At 72.7% G+C, this 18,458-nt stretch carries 14 protein-coding genes; 11 read left to right on the forward strand and 3 right to left on the reverse strand.

Features of this window, described 5'->3' with window-relative positions; genetic code table 11:
* Nucleotides 1-6: 6 nt before the first annotated feature.
* Both CUT83_RS06655 and CUT83_RS06660 read right to left on the reverse strand, forming a co-directional pair.
* Nucleotides 7-1,029, reverse strand: coding sequence for an acetylxylan esterase (locus CUT83_RS06655; protein WP_101254945.1), 1,023 nt, complete (start codon nt 1,027-1,029; stop codon nt 7-9).
* 231 nt (nt 1,030-1,260) lie between these two features.
* Complete coding sequence (locus CUT83_RS06660; RefSeq protein WP_420882387.1) at nt 1,261-2,031, reverse strand: FadR/GntR family transcriptional regulator; 771 nt, start codon at nt 2,029-2,031, stop codon at nt 1,261-1,263.
* Between the two features lie 164 nt (nt 2,032-2,195).
* Here CUT83_RS06660 and CUT83_RS06665 point away from each other — a divergent pair, with 164 nt between their 5' ends.
* The 8 genes from CUT83_RS06665 (at nt 2,196) to CUT83_RS06700 (ending at nt 13,474) form a co-directional block, all read left to right on the forward strand.
* The gene (locus CUT83_RS06665; protein WP_101254965.1) at nt 2,196-3,749 is read left to right on the forward strand and encodes an ABC transporter substrate-binding protein; all 1,554 of its coding nucleotides are present in this window, start codon (nt 2,196-2,198) and stop codon (nt 3,747-3,749) included.
* 78 nt (nt 3,750-3,827) lie between these two features.
* The gene (locus tag CUT83_RS06670) at nt 3,828-4,778 is read left to right on the forward strand and encodes an ABC transporter permease (RefSeq protein ID WP_101254947.1); all 951 of its coding nucleotides are present in this window, start codon (nt 3,828-3,830) and stop codon (nt 4,776-4,778) included.
* Nucleotides 4,778-6,754 (forward strand): dipeptide/oligopeptide/nickel ABC transporter permease/ATP-binding protein, encoded by a 1,977-nt coding sequence (locus CUT83_RS06675; protein ID WP_101254948.1) that lies wholly within the window; start codon nt 4,778-4,780, stop codon nt 6,752-6,754. The genes CUT83_RS06670 and CUT83_RS06675 overlap by 1 nt, the downstream gene beginning before the upstream one ends.
* Nucleotides 6,751-7,785: an oligopeptide/dipeptide ABC transporter ATP-binding protein gene (locus tag CUT83_RS06680; protein WP_101254949.1), complete on the forward strand. Its 1,035-nt coding sequence runs from the start codon at nt 6,751-6,753 to the stop codon at nt 7,783-7,785. The genes CUT83_RS06675 and CUT83_RS06680 overlap by 4 nt, the downstream gene beginning before the upstream one ends.
* Before the next feature lie 73 nt (nt 7,786-7,858).
* Nucleotides 7,859-9,580, forward strand: a complete 1,722-nt coding sequence (locus CUT83_RS06685; protein ID WP_158238975.1) for a sigma-70 family RNA polymerase sigma factor — start codon at nt 7,859-7,861, stop codon at nt 9,578-9,580.
* A gap of 126 nt (nt 9,581-9,706) precedes the next feature.
* Nucleotides 9,707-11,080 carry an LAETG motif-containing sortase-dependent surface protein gene (locus CUT83_RS06690; protein ID WP_101254951.1) on the forward strand — a complete coding sequence of 458 codons (1,374 nt, stop codon included), beginning with the start codon at nt 9,707-9,709 and terminating at the stop codon, nt 11,078-11,080.
* Nucleotides 11,081-11,152: 72 nt separating this feature from the next.
* The gene (locus tag CUT83_RS06695) at nt 11,153-12,097 is read left to right on the forward strand and encodes an RNA polymerase sigma-70 factor (RefSeq protein WP_101254952.1); all 945 of its coding nucleotides are present in this window, start codon (nt 11,153-11,155) and stop codon (nt 12,095-12,097) included.
* A gap of 153 nt (nt 12,098-12,250) precedes the next feature.
* Nucleotides 12,251-13,474, forward strand: coding sequence for an NAD(P)/FAD-dependent oxidoreductase (locus CUT83_RS06700; RefSeq protein ID WP_101254953.1), 1,224 nt, complete (start codon nt 12,251-12,253; stop codon nt 13,472-13,474).
* A 105-nt stretch (nt 13,475-13,579) separates the two neighbouring features.
* On the opposite strand, the gene CUT83_RS06705 is transcribed toward CUT83_RS06700, so the two are convergent.
* The gene (locus CUT83_RS06705) at nt 13,580-14,110 is read right to left on the reverse strand and encodes a pyridoxamine 5'-phosphate oxidase family protein (protein WP_101254954.1); all 531 of its coding nucleotides are present in this window, start codon (nt 14,108-14,110) and stop codon (nt 13,580-13,582) included.
* Between the two features lie 241 nt (nt 14,111-14,351).
* Between CUT83_RS06705 and CUT83_RS06710 the strand changes: the two genes are divergently transcribed.
* The 3 genes from CUT83_RS06710 (at nt 14,352) to CUT83_RS06720 (ending at nt 18,348) form a co-directional block, all read left to right on the forward strand.
* A complete protein-coding gene (locus CUT83_RS06710; RefSeq protein ID WP_101254955.1) occupies nt 14,352-14,996 on the forward strand; it encodes a dihydrofolate reductase family protein in 645 nt (214 codons plus the stop codon).
* 1,124 nt (nt 14,997-16,120) lie between these two features.
* Nucleotides 16,121-17,923 carry a fatty acyl-AMP ligase gene (locus CUT83_RS06715; RefSeq protein WP_158238976.1) on the forward strand — a complete coding sequence of 601 codons (1,803 nt, stop codon included), beginning with the start codon at nt 16,121-16,123 and terminating at the stop codon, nt 17,921-17,923.
* Between the two features lie 164 nt (nt 17,924-18,087).
* Nucleotides 18,088-18,348 (forward strand): acyl carrier protein, encoded by a 261-nt coding sequence (locus CUT83_RS06720; protein WP_101254957.1) that lies wholly within the window; start codon nt 18,088-18,090, stop codon nt 18,346-18,348.
* Nucleotides 18,349-18,458: the final 110 nt, after the last annotated feature.

The following is an 18,458-nucleotide window of genomic DNA, read 5'->3' on the forward strand; positions in this document are numbered from 1 at the left end:
GGCGGGTCAGACGGGCCGGGAGGCGTGCGGGGTGAGGAGAGCGGACCGGTCCGGGGGGAGGGGCCGGGAGAACAGCTGTTTCAGCCAGGCGAGTTGTTCGCGCCGGTGGTGGCCGCCGCCGCCCTCGTGGCCGTTGAACTCGTAGACGCGCAGATCCTTGGGGCCGCCGTAGCGGTGGTAGGCGGCGAAGCAGGTGGAGGGCGGGCAGATCTCGTCCATCATGGCGATGGAGAAGAGGGACGGGGCGGTGGCGCGGGCGGCCAGCAGGGCCGCGTCGACGTAGGAGAGCGTGGTGAAGACGGCCTCGGCACGGTCGCGGTGCAGGCGCAGGTACTCCGCGATCTCGGTGTAGGGCGGTGCGCCGGCGATCGTCGCCCCGCGCCGGATGTCGCACAGGAACGGGACGTCGGGCATCACGCCCGCCAGGCCCGGCACGAGCCCGGCCACCGCGAGACAGATGCCGCCGCCCTGGCTGACGCCGGTCACGACGGTCCGGTCCGGATCGACGGCCGGGTGTGCGCGGGCGGCCTCGGTGAAGCGCACGGCGTCGGTGAACACGCGCCGGTAGTAGTGGTGGTGGGGGGCGTCCACACCGCGGGTCAGGAAGCCGGGGACGTCGCCGCTCAGGGAGGCCGTGTCGGGGGTGTCTCCGCCGGCCGTGGACCAGCCCTGGCCGCGGGTGTCCATGATGAAGTGCGCGTAGCCGGCGTTCGCCCAGAGCACCTGCTCGTGCGGCAGGCCGCGTCCGCGTCCGTAGCCGAGGAACTCCACCACACAGCCCAGCGGGCCGCCGGCCCCGGCCGGCAGGTGCAGCCAGCCCCGGACGGGCTCGCCGGCGAATCCCGGCACGGTCACGTCGTAGGTCGTCACCTGCGTCAGACCGGTGTCCACGGGAGTGAAGCGGGGGGTGCCGCCGGCCGCCCGGGCCGTTCGCAGGGTCTGGTGCCAGAACGTGTCGAGGTCGGCGGGCTCATCGAGGTCGGGCCGGAGTGCGAGGCATTCGGCGAGGGTGAGGTCCGTCAGTGGCATGAGGAGGGCCCCGGTGGGTGAGGCGTGCGCGCGGCGCAGCGCGGAAGGTGTGGAAGGGGGGAAGGTCGATCTCTGACAACAGACGTCTGATGTCTGTCGTCCTGGGACCTTAGAGATCCGGGAGAGGGCCGTCAAGTACTCGGCCCGCCCGCCGGGTGGGGCCGGACGTTTTGTACGGCACGAAGGAGGCGGCCCCGGTGTGGGGCCGCCTCCTTCGGGGGAGCGAGCGGGTCAGCGGCGTGCGCGGGCCTCCGCGATGCGCTTCCGTACGGGCGCGTAGTGCTCGGTCAGCGCGGCCGCGAACTCGGCGGGATCCCGGTCACGCACGGCGTCCACGATGCGCTGGTGGTTGGCGATGGTGGCCGCCTCGTGCTCGTGCGTGAAGACGTCGAGGTGCGGCGCGACGATGACGTAGACGTCCCAGAACGCCGCGGAGAGCTGCCCGATCAGGTCGTTGCCGAGGGGGGCCACGAGCAGGGTGTGGAAGGCCCGGTCGGCCTCGATGAAACCGTGCCCCTCCCCGGCGCCGGCCCTGCGCATCTCGTCGACGAGCGCCGCGAGGCGGTCGGTCTGTTCGTCGCTCAGGGATCGCACGAGCCGCTCCGCCATGCCGCGCTCGAACAGTTCGCGCACCTCGATGAGGTCGGACATCACCTGGAAGTCGTCGTCGGGGCTGAGCAGGCCGCGGAAGGCCAGGCTCTCCACCAGGGCGGACAGGCTCAGCCGGCCGACGTAGGTGCCGTGGCCGTGCCGCACCTCGACGATGTCGAGCGCGGTGAGGATCCTGATCGCCTCCCGCACGCTGGAGCGGCTGGCGCCGAGCGCCTCGCACAGGGCGGGCTCGGTCGGCAGCGGATCCCCCGGGCGCAGCTGGTTGCGCAGGATGTAGGACTTGATGCCGTCCACGACCTCCTGTCGCAGTGGTTGTCGTGCCACCTTCGGCTCCGGTGTCGCACTTCGGATCCCACCTTGTCCCACCGCCACCTCTTGACCCCTCTCCATTGCCGGGCTACGTTCCCACGCTATCAAGCATCAGACATCAGACGTCTGATGCATCTCGGTGAGGTACGTTCACGCCCACCTCTTCCCATAACGCCCATCATGTCTCCCGCCTGGAGGAACCCTTGTCCGCGCGCAGTGCAGCCGGCGTCGACCGCCGCACCTTCATGAGATACACCAGCGCCATCGGTGTGGCGACCGCGATCACCGCGAGCCTGTCCGCCTGCGGCGGCCCCGGCAGCACCGGAAGCGGGTCCGGCGGGTCCGGCAGCGGCACCGAGACCATCGAAGCGGGGCTCTCCTACCCCCTCTCCACGGGCTTCGACCCCATGATCACCTCCGGCGCCACCCCGTACGCCGCCAACATGCACATCTTCGAGGGCCTGGTGGACCTCGACCCGGCCACGCTCGTCGCCCGCCCGACGCTGGCCACCGAGATGCCCAAGAAGATCAACGCGACCACCTACCGGGCCACCCTGCGCGAGGGCGCCACCTTCCACGACGGTTCGCCGGTCACCGCGGACGACGTGGTGTTCAGCTTCGAGCGCGTCCTCGACCCGGAGAACGCCTCGCTGATGGCGCAGTTCGTGCCCTTCATCGACCGGGTGAAGGCGGTCGACACCGCGACGGTCGAGTTCAAGCTCAAGCACCCCTTCGCGCTCTTCCCGTCACGCATATCCGTGGTGCGCATCGTGCCCAAGAAGATCGCCGGCGCCGACCCCAAGGCCTTCGACGCCGAGCCGGTCGGCTCGGGCCCGTACCGCTTCGTGTCGGCGGTCCGCGAGGACAAGATCGTCATGGAGGCGTACGACAAGTACAACGGGCCCCACCCGGCCAAGGCCGAGAAGATGGTCTGGTACCTGATGTCCGACCCGTCCGCCCGGGTCAGCGCGCTCAAGTCCGGCCGGGTCCAGGCCATCGAGGACGTGCCCTACATCGACGTCGAGGGCCTCACCGGCAAGGACGAGGTGGAGTCCGTCCAGTCCTTCGGCCTGCTCTTCCTGATGTTCAACTGCAAGGACGAGCGCTTCGCCGACAAGCGGGTACGCCAGGCCCTGCACTACGCGCTCGACACCGAGAAGATCATCTCCACCGCGCTGCTGGGCAACGCCGAGCCCGCCACCGGATACGTGCCGGCCACGCACCCCGACTACCGCAAGGCCGCCACCGTCTACGGCCACGACCCGGCCAAGGCGAGGAAGCTGCTGAAGGAGGCGGGCGTGGACAAACTCTCCTTCACCCTGCTGCTCACCGACACCGGCTGGGTCAAGGACATCGCACCGCTGATCAAGGAGAGCTGGGCGGCGGCCGGCATCGACGCCAGGCTGGACATCGCCCAGTCCCCCGCCCAGTACTCCAAGATCGACAAGGGTGACTTCGACGCGCTGGCGGCGCCGGGCGACCCGTCGGTCTTCGGCAACGACGCCGACCTGCTGCTGCGCTGGTTCTACTACGGCTTCTGGCCCGAGAAGCGCTACGGCTGGGCCGGCTCCGACGCCTACAGGAAGACCAGGTCGCTGCTCGACAGGGCCGCCTCGGAGGCCGACGAGGACAAGCGCAAGGAGCTGTGGGGCCAGGTCACCGACCTGGTCGCCGAGGAGGCGGCCCTGTACCCGGTGCTGCACCGCAAGCTGCCCACCGCCTGGCGGGAGGGGACGCTGCCGGGCTTCAGGCCGCTGCCCACCACCGGTCTGTCCTTCATCGACGTCGGCCGCGCCTGAGCCCGTACGCCCGTCCCCGGGCAACCGCCGCTGCCCGGCAGGCAGCGGCGGCCCGCCCCGATTCCTAGGAACCTCACGATGGTTGCATTCCTCCGGCTCGCGCTGCGCCGCGTCGCGATGATGCCGGTGATGGTGCTCGGCATCGCGCTGCTGGTCTTCGTGGTGCTGCAGTTCTCGCCGGCCGACCCCGCGTACAACGCGCTCGGCGACAGCGCGAGCCCCGAGGCACGTGCCGCGTTCGCCGAGGCGCACGGTCTCGACGACCCGTTGCCGGTGCGCTACTTCGCCTTCCTGGCCGATCTGGTGCAGGGAGACCTCGGCGTCACCGTGCCGCCCAGCCAGCCCGTCGCCGACCGGATCGCCACCGCGTTCCCGCTGACCCTGCAGCTGACGCTGCTCGGTCTCTCGCTGGCCGTCGTGCTGGCCCTGGTCTTCGGCGTCACCAGCGCCGTCCACCGGGACCGCTGGCCCGACCAGGTGTTCCGGGTGCTGTCGATGGCCGGCATCGCCCTGCCCTCGTTCTGGCTCGGCGTCCTGCTCATCCAGCAGTTCGCGCTGAACATCCCGCTCTTCCCGACCGGCGGCTACGTCAACCCGGCCGACTCCCTCGGCGGCTGGCTCGAGAGCATGGCGCTCCCCTCGCTGGCCCTCGCACTGCCGGTCGCCGCGTCGCTGGCCCGTCTGGTGCGCACCTCGATGGTCGCCGAACTCGACCGCGACTACGTGCGCACCGCCCGGGGCAGCGGCCTGCCGCCGTCCCTGATCATCCGCTCGGTGCTGCGCAACGCCCTGGTCACCCCGCTGACCGTGCTCGGCGTCAAGGTCGGCTACATGCTCAGCGGCGCCGTCGTCATCGAGGCGATCTTCGACCTGCCCGGCATGGGCAAGCTGATCCTCGAGGGCGTCACCGGAGGCGACGTCGCACTCGTCCAGGGCACCGTGCTCACCATCGCGGTCGCCTTCCTCGTGGTCAACGTCGTCGTCGACCTGCTCTACCTGCTCGTCAACCCGCGCATCAGGACGGTGTGATGTTCGCCCCACGCTCCCTCGCCGGCAGGCTCCGGCCCGGCACCCGCCTGCGCCGTCTGCCCATACCCTCCAAGGTCGCCCTCGGGGTCCTCGCCGTCGTCGTCCTCGGCGCGGTCCTCGCACCGCTGCTCACCCAGGACCCGCTCGCCACCGGCACCCCCGCCCAGCCGCCGGGCTCCGACCACTGGTTCGGCACCGACCGGGCCGGCCGCGACATCTTCGCGCGAGTCGTGCACGGCGCCCGCTACTCCCTGGTCATCGGCCTCGGCGCGACCTTCCTCGCCCTGGTCCTCGGCTCGCTCCTGGGAGCGCTGGCGGCCACCTCGCGCAAACTCGCCGACGAGTCGGTGATGCGCACGCTCGACGTCGTGATGTCGTTCCCGCCGATCGCGCTGGCCGCCGTCCTCGTCGCCGTGTTCGGTCCCAGCGTCCCGGTCATCATCCTCACCATCGCCTTCGTCTACTCGCCCTCGCTCGCCCGTGTCGTACGGGCCAACGTGCTGGAGCAGTACGGCGAGGACTACGTCGCCGCCGAGCAGGTCATCGGCGCCCGCCGCGGCCACATCGTGGCCCGGCACGTCGCCGTCAACTGCGCCGCGCCGGTCCTGGTGTTCGCGACCGTCATGGTGGCCGACTCCATCATCTTCGAGGCGAGCCTGTCCTTCATCGGCGCCGGAGTGCAGGACCCCGACCCCAGCTGGGGCAGCGTCCTGGCCTACGGCCGGCAGATCCTGCTCTCGGGCGGCTGGTGGGCGACCCTCTTCCCCGGTCTGTGCGTGCTGATCACGGTGCTCGCCCTGAACGTGCTGTCCGAGGGCATGACGGACGCCGCCGCCTCCCCGGACAAGGCCCGCGCCGGCGGCGCCGGCCCCGAGGAGCAGGCCGCCGTCACCGCCGCGCCCGCCGCCGACCGGGCCACGGTGGACGCCGCCCTCGCCGAGCTCGCCACCCGGCTGGAGGCGGCCGAGCCCGCGGTGCCGCCGCTGCCCGAGGAGGCGCCCGAACTGCTCGTCGTCCGCGACCTGGCGATCCGCTTCCCCGACCGCTACGGCGACATCCGCGTCGTCGACGGCATCTCCTTCACCGTCCGCGAGGGCGAAACCCTCGGCCTGGTCGGCGAGTCGGGCTGCGGCAAGTCGATCACCAGCCTCGCGATCATGGGCCTGCTGGCCCGCAACGCCGAGGCCGGGGGCGAGATCCTCTACCGGGGCCGCGACCTGCTGAAGCTGTCGCCCAGGGAACGCCGGGCGCTCATGGGCCCCGAGATAGCGATGGTCTACCAGGACGCCATGTCGTCGCTGAACCCGTCGGTGCTGATCGGCACCCAGCTGAAGCGGCTCACCTCGCGCGGCGGCACCCGTACCCCCGCCGAACTGCTGGAACTGGTCGGCCTGTCCCCCGAGCGCACCCTGCGCAGCTACCCCCACGAACTCTCCGGCGGCCAGCGGCAGCGCGTGCTGATCGCCATGGCGCTCTCCCGCGAACCGCGGCTGCTCATCGCCGACGAGCCGACCACCGCGCTCGACGTCACCGTGCAGGCCCAGGTCGTCGAACTGCTGGTCAGACTGCGCGACGAACTCGGCTTCGCGATGGTCCTCGTCTCGCACGACCTGGCCCTGGTCGGCGATCTCGCCCACCGGGTCGCGGTGATGTACGCGGGCCAGATCGCCGAGGCCGGCGACACCCGTTCCCTGCTGACCGACCCCGCCCACCACTACAGCCGGGGGCTGCTCGGCTCCGTGGTCTCGCTGGAGGCGGGCGCAAACCGGCTGCACCAGATCCGGGGTGTGGTGCCCGCGCCGAAGGCGTTCGGCCCAGGCTGCCGCTTCGCCTCCCGGTGCGCCGCCGCCACCGGCCTGTGCGCCACCACCCCGCCGCCCCCGGCCGACCGCGGGGCCGCGCGGGACCACCTGTTCGCCTGCCACCACCCGGCGCCCGTGAACCGGCCGGCCGAGCGGCTGGAGAGCGCCCGATGACCGCACCGAAGGACACCACGATGGAACCGCTCGTCCGGCTCGACCACGTCCACGTACGGCACAGGGCGCGCAGCGGCGGCATCCTGCGCCGGGACGCGGTGCACGCCCTGACCGACGCCTGCCTGGAGGTCCGGCCCGGCGAGATCCTCGGCCTGGTCGGCGAGTCGGGCTGCGGCAAGTCCACCCTGGCCCGGGTGGTCACCGGACTGCAGCGCCCGACGGAGGGCCATGTGTACTTCAAGGGCCAGGACCTGTGGCGGATGCCCGCCGCCGAACGCCGCACCCGCTTCGGTACCTCGGTCGGCGTGGTCTTCCAGGACCCCTCCACCGCGCTGAACCCGCGGCTGCCGGTGCACCGGATCCTGCGCGACCCGCTGGACGTGCACGCCCGGGGGACGCGGGACGAGCGCGAGCGGCGCGTCGAGGAACTCCTCGACCTGGTCGGCCTGCCCGGCCACACCCTTCAGGCACTGCCCGGCCAGCTCTCCGGCGGCCAGCGCCAGCGCGTGGCCATCGCCCGCGCCCTCGCCCTGGAACCGGAGCTGATCGTCGCCGACGAACCCACCAGCGCCCTGGACGTCTCGGTGCGCGCCCAGATCCTCAACCTCCTGGTGGACCTGCGGGCCCGGCTCGGCCTCGGCATGGTGTTCATCTCGCACGACGTGCAGACCGTGCGCTACCTGTCCGACCGCATCGCCGTGCTGTACCTCGGCCGCGTCGTCGAGGAGGGCGGGGCCGCGCAGGTCACCGGCGACTCCCGGCACCCGTACACCGAGGCCCTGCTCTCGGCCACCCCGAGCCTGCTGGAGCGCCCCGAGCGGATCGTGCTGCACGGACCGGTGCCGTCGGCCACCAACCCGCCCTCCGGGTGCCCGTTCCGCACCCGCTGCTGGAAGGCGGACGACGCGTGCGCCACCGCCTTCCCGGCGGCGGCGGACGGCCCCGGCGGACACCGCTGGCACTGCGTACACCCCCAGCCGGGCGCGGACACCGCGCCGCCCCTGTCGGGGGCGGCCGCGCACGGTGGCTGACCGGGGCCCCGGCCGGGGCGGCCGCGGGATCCGGCCCGGGCCGTCCGGGCAGGTGGCCGTGTACGGTCCGCGCGTGACATCGACGGCGGCGAACGGCGGCTCCGGCGCACCGGCGGAGCCCGCGGGAGCGCCGGCCGAGCCCTCCGACGCGGAACTCACCGCGGCGGTACGGCGGACGGGCGGCGAGAGCGCCCTGGCCGAGCTGTACCGCCGCCACCGCTCCGCGGTGCTGGCCTACGCCCGTACCTTCGTCCGCGACGCGCACACCGCGGAGGATCTGGCGTCCGAGGCGTTCACCCGGACCATCCAGGCCGTCCGGTCCGGCCACGGCCCGACGCAGGCATGGCGCCCGTATCTCCTGGGCGTGGTACGCCACACCGCCGGGGACTGGGCCGCCTCGGCCCGCCGCACGGAACTCTCCGCCGACCTCGACCGCCGGCTCGACGAACTCCACGGAGCACAGGGCGCGTACGTCCAGAGCGCCGAGGAGCGGATGATCCGCCAAGAGGACGGCAGCATGGTGCTGCGCGGCTTCCGCTCCCTGCCGGAGCGCTGGCAGGCGGTGCTGTGGCACAGCGTCGTCGAGGGCGAGCCCGCGGCGAGGACCGGAACGCTCCTCGGGGTGAGCCCCAGCGGTGTGGCCTCCCTCACCGCCCGCGCCCGCGAGGGGCTGCGGGAGGCGTTCCTCAGCGCGCACGCCGAGTCGGCAGGGCGCAGCCGGGAGTGCCGCCGCTACGGCACGCTCCTGGGATCCGCCGTACGCCGACCCGGCCGCCGCATGCCCCGGCATCTGCGGCGGCACCTCGACGACTGCGACGGCTGCCGGCGGGCGCTGGCCGAACTCACCGACATCGACCAGCGGCTGCGGGCCGTGCTGCCCGCCGCGCTGCTGCTGTGGGGCGCGCCCGCCCATCTCACCGCCCGGCTCGCCGAAGGCGCCGCGGCCGGTGGTACGGGGGCGGCTCCCTCTTCCGGCCCTTCCGGCTCCTCCGGCTCCGGCGCCCCGCACGAGCCCGTCACCGCACCGCAGCCGGCCACGGCCGCGTCCCCCTGGGGCACCACGGCCGCGGCGGTGGCCGTGACGGCCGCCGTCGCAGGCGGCCTCCTGCTGCTTCCCGGCGGGGACGAACCCGCGAGGACGGCGCCGGCCCCGGCCGCCTCCGCTCCCTCCGACTCACCCGGCGCCACCGTGCCGGAGCCCGTCCCCCCGTCCACCGCGCCACCGAGCGCCTCCGCGGCCCCCTCGCCGTCCGGCGCCGGCGCATCAGCGACACCGGACGCGCGGTCGGTGCCCGGGGCCGCGGCGCCGGGCCCGGCGGCCGAGGACCGCACCCGGCTGCGTCCGGCGTCCACCGGACGGTGCATGGAGATACCCGGCGGCAGCACGGCCACCGGCGTCCAGGCCCGGGAGGCCGCCTGCGACGGCGGGGAGCACCAGCAGTGGGACCTGCTCCGTCCGGGCGGCGACGGCCGGGTGCAGCTGCGCAACACCGGCACCGGGATGTGCCTGGCCAACCAGGGCACGCGGATCGACGACGCGCCGGTCACCCAGGCCGTCTGCGATCCTTCCGACACCCGCCAGCTGTGGGGCCTCTACGCCCCGGAAGGGTCGGGCGAGGCGCGGTTCGTCCAGGCCGGCGGCACGATGTACCTGGGCCTGGACGACTGGGCGAACGCCGCGGACGGGAAGCCCCACACCGGCGAAATCGCCACCAACCACCACTACTACGGCTCGCCCTCCTTCGCCTTCCTCTACGACGGCGCCCTCTTCGACGGGAGGTTCGCGGACGGATGACCGGGCGGCCGAGGCTCTCACCTGCCCGAACGGCACCCGGGTAAAGTATCGGCAAAGTCGCGGGACGGATCCGGGGCGGCCCACTCCCCAGGAGTGAGAAGTTCCCCCGGACCCGAAAGGCTCCCCATGCACACGCGCATCCGCGCCGCCGCCGTCGCCGCTGCCACCGGCGCCGCCCTGACCACCGCCCTCGCCACCGGCACCGCCCACGCCGCGGACCCGGTCACCGGCGAGCGCAGGACCCTCGTGGTCGTCGTCGGCTTCCAGGACGCGAAGTTCCCGGACACCGACCTGGTCAAGGAGTACGCGGCGAGCAGCTACTTCGGCGGGCGCAAGTCCCTCGCCGGCTACTTCGCCAAGGTCTCGCAGGGCGCCTTCACCTATGTGCCGGCCGTACCGGAGAAGGTCGTCGGCCCGTACGAACTCGACCTCGCGCAGAAGCCCTGCGACGCGGGCCGGGTCAACGCGGCGACCCGGAAGGCCCTGGAAGCCGACGGGTACGTCAGGGGCGAGGACTACGACAGCCTCTCCGTCATCCAGCCGGGCAAGGGCAGCGACTGCAACTGGTCCGGCCTCGGTTCGATGCCCGGCCCCTACACCTGGGTCAGCCTGGTCGGCCAGGAGATCGGCGAGGACCTGCTCGTCCACGAGTTCGGCCACAACCAGGGCTTCGCCCACCACCTCCGCGAGAAGTGCGCGGGCGGCGACCTGGGCGACTGCACCACCGGCGGAACCAGCGGCAAGACCCCGATGGGCGGAGGCGGCGCCGGCGTCGGCTTCACCGCGCCCGAGCTCATCAGCAGAGGATGGCTGCCCGACGGCCAGGCGGTCACGGTGGAGAAGTCCGCCACCTACGAACTGGCCCCGCTCCACGGCACGAAGGAGGGGGTGCGCGCGCTCGACATACCGATGGGCGAGGACCGCCTGGTCATCGAGTACCGCCACGAGGACGCGAGTTACACCAACCGGTACGGCACGCTCGACGCCAAGGTCGAGGGCGTCCACGCCTACCGGGTGCCCAAGGGCTCCTACACCGCCTCCCGCCTCATCGACACCACCGAGGAGGACGGCGGCGGCGACACCGACGCCATCACGCGGCTGACCGACACCGCCCACCGGATCGACGTGGAGGTCAGGGCGTCGGGCGGCGGGTCCGCCACGGTGGCCGTCAGCCTGAACGGCGCCCCGGCTCCGTCCGGCGCGGCCACCGCCCCCGGAAAGGGCGCCGAGGCCCCGGCCCCGCAGCAGCGCTCCGGAGAGGGCGAGCCGGTCTCGGAGGACGGCACCGACGCCGACGCCCCCGCAGACTCCGCCGGCGGGAACGGCGGCGGGAACGGTGGCGGTGACGGGACCCGAGCCGCCGCGGCCGCCGCTCAGGACGGGGAGAACCTGGCCGACACCGGCGGCGACTTCGCGACGCCGTTCGTCGCCGCGGGCGGCGCCGCACTCGTCGTGCTCGGAGCCGCGGTCGTCCTCCGCGTCCGCCGCAACCGCGTCTGACGCCCCCGCCCGACGGCCGGGCCGGGCGACCGGTCGCCCGGCCCGGCCCGGCGCGGCACTAGGATCCGGGCCATGCCGCTGACCGTGAAGGACGTGGACCGCTTCGAGGCCGCCAGGCCCCGTCTGGAGGCCATCGCCTACCGCCTCCTCGGCTCCGCGAGCGAGGCCGAGGACGCCGTGCAGGAGACCTTTCTGCGCTGGCAGGCCGCCGACGTCGGGCGCATCGAGGTTCCCGAGGCCTGGCTGACGAAGGTGCTCACCAACCTGTGCCTCAACCAGCTCACCTCGGCCCGCGCGCGGCGCGAGACCTACGTGGGCCAGTGGCTCCCCGAGCCACTGCTCGAGGGCGACCCGATGCTCGGCCCGGCCGACACCGCCGAGCAGCGCGAGTCGGTCTCGTACGCGGTCCTCGCCCTCATGGAGCGGCTGTCCTCCCACGAGCGGGCGGTGTACGTGCTGCGGGAGGCCTTCGACTACCCGCACCGGGAGATCGCCGGGATCCTCGGTGTCAGCGAGGCGGCCAGCCAGCAGATCCTCCACCGCGCCAGGAAGCACATCGCGGACGGCAGGGCCCGTACCGAGGTCGACGAGGCCGCCGCCCGGCGGGTCGTCGAGGAGTTCCTGGCGGCCGCCGCCGACGGGGGGACCGAGCCGCTGGTGCGGCTGCTCACCGCCGACGCCGTCTCGGTCGGCGACGGCGGCGGGAAGGTCCCGGCCCGCCTCAGGCCGGTCGAGGGCGCTCTCGCGGTCGCGAAGTTCATGCGGGGGCTGTTCAAGCCCGCACGGGCCAAGCGTGCCCTGGTCGGGGGCTCGCCCGGTCTCCACGTCACGACCGCCAACGGCGGACCCGCCGTCGTGGCGGTCGTGGACGGCCGGGTCGTCGGCGTCGTGTGCCTGGAGGTCACCGCCGAGGGCATCACCGCGATCCGCAGTCAGGCCAACCCCGACAAGCTCGGACGCGCGACACGGGTGTGGGCGGCCACCGATCACGCGGAGCCCCTGTTCCACGCCTTCTGACCGCGAGGTGAGGCCCCCGGCGCCGGAGCCGGGGGCCTTCCGGCTCGACTGTGATCTGTATCACTCCCCGTTCCTGTCAGGAAACGGCTCGCTGCCCGGTTCAAGGGGCGAAACCGCGCAAGAGACCGAACTCTGCAGACGGGAGCCAGGGAAATGAAGCACCGCATCATCGTCCTCGGAGCCGGGTACACCGGAGCCTCCGCGGCCGGCCGCCTCGCCAGGCGGCTGCACCGTGACGACGTCGCCATCACCCTCGTCAACGCCGACCCCGACTTCGTCGAACGCGTCCGGCTGCACCAGCTCGCGGCCGGCCAGGACCTCAGGTCCCGGCCGCTCGACGAGATGTTCGCGGGCACCGGCGTCGAGCTGGTGACGGCGAAGGTCACCGGCGTCGACGCCGACCGCAAGGCCGTGACCGTCGTCGGCGCCGGTACCGGCGCCGGTACCGGCGAGGGCGCGGACGCCCGGGAACTGGAGTACGACACCCTGGTGTACGCCCTCGGCAGCGGCTGGAACGACCAGGACGTCCCCGGCGCCGCCGAGCACGCCTGCGAGGTCGCGAGCCGGCCCGGAGCGCTCCGGCTGCGCGAGCGCCTGGCCGGCCTGGCCGCCGGGCAGCCCGTGGTCGTCGTCGGCGGCGGCCTCACCGGTCTGGAGGCCGCGACCGAGATCGCCGAGGCCCGCCCGGACCTCGCGGTCGCCCTCGCCGTCCGCGGCGGGCTCGGCGACCACCTCTCGGACAAGGGGCGCGGCCATCTGCGGAAGGTCCTCGGCGGGCTCGGCATCACCGTGCACGAGCACACGGCCGTCACAGGAGTCGAGGCCGACCGCGTCACCACCGCCGGCGGCGAGACCATCCCGGCCGCGGTCACCGTGTGGGCCACCGGCTTCGCGGTCCACCCCGTCGCACGGGCCACCACCCTGGAGACCACCGGCACGGGCCGGATCGTGGTCGACGCGACCATGCGCTCGGTCTCGCACCCCGAGGTGTACGCCGTCGGCGACGCCGCCATGGCGATGGGTCCCGGGGAGAAGCCGCTGCGGATGTCGTGCGCCTCGGGCACTCCCACCGCGTGGCAGGCCGCCGACACCATCGCCGCGCGCCTGACCGGCGGGAAGCTCCCGAGGATCCCGATCCGCTACTTCAACCAGTGCGTCTCGCTGGGCCGCCGGGAAGGTCTGATCCAGTACGTCACCGCCGACGACCGGGCCACCGGCGCGGCCCTGACCGGCCGGCTCGCCGCCGTCTACAAGGAGGTGGTCTGCAAGGGCGCGGCCTGGGCCGTCGCCAACCCGACCCTCGGCCTGCCGGTGCGCCGCCGCCGTGTCGCAGGGGAGGCGGCCCGGACGGGCCCGGCCGCCCGGGCGTCGGCCTGACCGGCACGGTGGGGCGGGCGCCCCGTGTCGCGGGCGCCCGCCCCACCGCCGGTACGGGGCCCCCTCACCCCCGCCCGAGAGGCCGGGCGCGGCCCGTGCCCCAGGTCAGGACGGAACCGCCGGGGCGAGCTTCGAGTCGTCGGGCGCGTAGACGGTCATCCAGTGCGGACGCAGCCGGTAGTAGACCACCTCCTCGTCCCAGTCGAAGGCGTCCTCGCCGTAGAAGTCCTTGAAGTACGAGAGCAGGTCCGGCCAGTCCGCGGCCGGTTCGCCGCCGTGGGGGTTGAGGATCTCCACCGTGCCGTGGGCGAACACCCCCAGGTCCTCGCCCCGCATGTGCGCGGCGCTGACGGCGGGCCGCGCGGCGAGGTGACGGGCCTTGGCTGCGCCGCGTGCCGTGCCGAAGTGCCACTTCCCGTGCAGGAAGTGCCCGTCCGCGCCGCTGATGCGCGGCTCGCACTTCGCCGTCACGGTGGCCAGGGAGAGGGTGCACATGCCGGTGAGGACCTGGGTGAGCCGCTTTGCGGTCAGTGTGCGCTCGGTGTTGATGATCGAGCGGAGGTGCGGGGTGGAGCGGGAGAGCGAGGAGTCGAGAAGAGCCTGGAGCTCTTCGAGCTCTTCCGGTGTTTCGCGCATGGGGATCCTTGTCTGCTGGTGGGACTTCGGCCCGCGTCCACCGTCGACGCCGGCCGGTGAGGTCATGATCGACCCGAAACCCGACATCTTCTGTCTGGTTTTACCGGCTCCATCACCCGCCACTCGCCACCCACTCGTCACCCGCCTCCGCCGGAACCGGGCGGCGACCGGCGGGGCGGGTGGCGATGAGTTTCTCCGGCCCGGAGAGTCAAACCACCGTCCGACACCACGGGAGGAACGCATGACCCAACTGCTGAGGGTCCAGAACTTCAACGTCTCCAGCGACGGCATCGGCGCCGGAGAGGACCAGAGCCTCGGGAGTCCGTTCGGGCTCGCCGGAGCCGAGAGCCTGTTCGCCTGGGCCGGCGCCACGGCGAGCTGGCCCGGACGCACCGATCCCGGGGGGAGCCGGGGCCTGGACGACTACTTCACGCGGGACTACGCCCACAACATCGGCGCCGAGATCATGGGCCGCAACAAGTTCGGCCCCCAGCGCGGGCCCTGGCAGGACCATCAGTGGCGCGGCTGGTGGGGGGAGGAGCCCCCGTTCCACACCCCGGTGTTCGTCATGACCCACCACGAGCGTCCTTCGTTCACGCTCTCCGACACCACGTTCCACTTCGTCGACGGCTCTCCGGCCGAGATCCTGAGACAGGCGCGGGAGGCGGCGCGGGGCGGGGACGTCCGGCTCGGCGGCGGGGTCACCACCATCCGGCAGTTCCTCGACGCCGACCTCGTCGACACCATGCACGTTGCGGTCTCACCGGTGAGGTTCGGATCCGGGCTGCGGCTCTGGGAGTCCCCCGACGAACTGCTCGACCGGTTCCACCTGGAGGTCGTTCCCAGCCCGAGCGGTGTGGCGCATCACCTGTTCTGGCGGAAGTGACGGGGCTCGGGGCGGGTCGCCGGACGCACATCGGCGTCGGTGTCGGCCGCCGGAGGATTCGTGTGGGTGGCAGCGCGACAGGCGCAGCTTTGAGTGCGCAGGACATGATCGGGGACCGGAATCGCGCCTGGACGCCGCCCGGGCGGTATCGCTGATTCCGGTACGTGTGGCGTGTCGATTCCCGCGGCCGGGAGACTCGTGTGCGCCACCTGTACGTCACTCTGTTATCCCTCGTGCTTCACGGAAAAGGGTTCCGCGGAAGAGCGGTGACATTTTGACCGGATAATTCGCTTCCTTCCTCGGTGATTTCAGTGGCCTGGACATGAGGAAATTCCCTTCGGGCGTGTCCGGAGGCCGCTTCCCGCGGGCTTTCTGTGTTCGGCCGGTTTGCGCCGGGGCCGCCGAGTCGTCTGTCCGCCGGGACCGGTGCGTCCGAGACCGGGTGCGCGGGGCGGGTGGCCGCTCCCCGGCCCGCCGTGTCCACTCCATGACCGCCCCGGCGGCCCGGGAGTTCAGGCAGCCCGGGAGTTCCGGCCCGATAGCCGCCGCGAAGAAAACCGGGCCCGTAAGGGCGTTCTGATCGCCTTGTCAAGACCCACTTCGCCCGATGCCCTCTTGAAACGGCCTCGAAGATGTGCATGGGCAGTTATTCGAACACCACTGCGGCCACCGAAATCGGAAACGGACAAAGGGGCTTTATCGTGGTTTACAGCGCAGCCGCTGGCGAATTGTAAATATTTGACGCGAAGGCTTGCGGGAAGGATCGGATCCCAGTCTGTTCGGTTGCGGGCTCTAATCAAAACGGGTTCGGGTCTGTATGCTTGCTGCCATCGGCCCCCTTTCTGTGTGGGTGTATAGGGCTGGGAGCTCTTGTCAAGAGGGCAAAGTGCGTGCGCGACCTGTGGAAGAACTTCCTATGGGGAAGGTCGGCAAAGGATGCACAACCAGGAAGGCCTGCGGCGCGCAGGCGCTCGATCGACATGCAGAAGGCCGTCGGAAGAGCTCTTCCGGACCCGGACGGGGCGCGGCGACGCCTCCGTGGCACCGGGAACCCGGAGGAGCGCCGGCCCGCACCCTGGTGGAGCGGACACCCACCCGGATGGTGAGGGGGGACAGTGGAGCCTGTGAACGGAGCGGGGGCCGCGGAGAACGTGCTGGCGGGCCCTCATCTGGTGGCCGCGATCTCGGCGACGGCCGAGTCCGACCCCGAGCGCAAGGCGGTCGGCCTGGTACGGGACCCCGAGCACGAGGGGGAGGAGGCGCTGCGGAGCTACTCCTGGCTCGATGGCAGGGCCCGCCGCATCGCCGTCCTTCTCCGCAGGGCGGGTCTGGGTGCGGGATCACGGGTGCTGTTACTTTTCCCGCAGTCCGCGGAGTTCGCCGCGGCCTACGCCGGATGCCTCTACGGGGGCATGGTCGCGGTCCCCGCGCCGCTGCCCACGGGAACCTCCCTGGAGACTACGCGCGTTGCGGGCATCGCCCGGGACGCCGACGCGGGCGCCGTCCTCACCGTCTCCGACACCGAGGCCGAGGTCAGGCAGTGGGCGGCCGGGGCCGGGCTGGACGATCTGCCGCTGCTGTCCGTCGACGAACTGCCCGACGACGCCGAGCCGGAGCAGTGGCGAAGACCCGAGATCCGGGCCGACACCGTGGCGGTGCTCCAGTACACCTCCGGCTCGACCGGCGACCCCAAGGGCGTCGTCGTCACCCACGGCGCGCTCGCCGACAACGTGCGGAGCCTGCTCTCCGGCTTCGGCCTGGGGGCCGCCCCCCGGCTGGGCGGCTGGCTGCCGATGTACCACGACATGGGGCTGTTCGGGCTGCTGAGCCCGGCGCTGTTCAGCGGCGGTGCCGCCGTGCTGATGAGCGGTGGCGCCTTCCTGCGCCGGCCGCACCTGTGGCTCGTACTGATCGACCGCTTCGGCCTGGTCTTCTCCGCCGCACCCGACTTCGCCTACAACTACTGCGTGCAGCGGGTGAAGCCCGAGCAGATCGACCGCCTCGACCTGTCGCGCTGGCGCTGGGCCGCCAACGGCTCGGAGCCGATCCGGGCCGGGACACTCCGCGCCTTCACCAAGGAGTTCGCCCCCGCGGGGCTGCCCCCTGACGCCATGACACCCTGCTACGGACTGGCCGAGGCCACCTTGCTGGTGTCCCTGTCCACGGGCGAGCCGCGCACCCGGCGGGTGGACGCCGCGGAACTGGAGAACCACCGCTTCGTCGAGGCGGCGGCGGGACACCCGGCGCGCGAGGTCGTCTCCTGCGGCCGGCCCCCGGCACTGGAGGTCTCCGTGGTCGATCCCGTGACCGGGGAGCCCGTCTCGGGCGACGCGGTCGGCGAGATCCGGGTGAGGGGCGCGAGTGTGGCCGCCGGCTACTGGCGGAAACCGGAGGCGACCGCCGAGACGTTCGCCGTGGCCGGGGACGGCTCGGGGCCGTGGCTGCGCACCGGTGACCTCGGCATCCTGTACGAGGGCGAGCTGTACGTGACCGGCCGTACCAAGGAACTCCTCATCGTGCACGGCCGCAACATCTACCCGCACGACGTCGAGCACGGGTTGCGCGCCCACCACGGCGAACTCGGCACGATCGGCGCGGTCTTCACCGTCCCCGCGGAAGAGGGCGAGGCCGTCGTGGTCACGCACGAGGTGGCCCCGTCCGCCCAGGGCGACCGCTGCTCCGAACTGGTGACGGCGATGCGGGCGACGCTCGCGCGCGAGTTCGGCCTGGCCCCGGCGGGCGTGGTGCTGGTGCGCCGCGGCGGCACCCCGCGTACCAGCAGCGGCAAGGTGCAGCGCCGCCTGGCCGCCCGGCTCTTCCGGGCCGGTGAACTCCTCCGCGTCCACGCCGACCCCGGCGCGCAACGGCTCATGGCGGCGTTCCGGGAAGGCGATCCCCTCCGTGACGCCTCCGCTCCCACCGCATGACGACGCCATCGTTCTGATCCGCTCACCGCGTCGGGAAGCTCCCCGGACCCCGGACCCCGGGGAACCCGGGAGCACCGGCCCCGGAACAGCGCGCCGGCCGTCCGGACCGCCTCCCCGACGGCCGACGGTCGTCCCTCACACCGAAGACGAAGGTCGTAAACCTCATGTCCCCGTCCCCGTCCCCGTCCCCCGAGCACCTGCGGCAGTGGCTGCGCGAGCAGTGTGCGGACTGCCTCGGCGTTCCCCCGGAATCCCTCGCCACCGACATCCCCCTCACCGATTACGGCATGACCTCCGTCACCGGGACCGCCCTGTGCGGCATGGTCGAGGATCACCTGGACGTCGAGTGCGACCTGGGTCTGCTCTGGCAGGAGCAGACGATCGACGCCATCACCTCCCGGCTGGCCTCACGCGCCGCGCGCTGACGCCCGGCCCCGTCACAGCACGCGTACGCACGCGCCGAGCACCCGTGCGTGCGAGCGCCGCTGCGCGACCGGGCGCGCCGACAGACTTTCAGACCTAGGGCAGGAGAAGC

The sequence above is a fragment of the Streptomyces barkulensis genome, assembly GCF_002843305.1.
GTDB lineage: Bacteria > Actinomycetota > Actinomycetes > Streptomycetales > Streptomycetaceae > Streptomyces > Streptomyces barkulensis.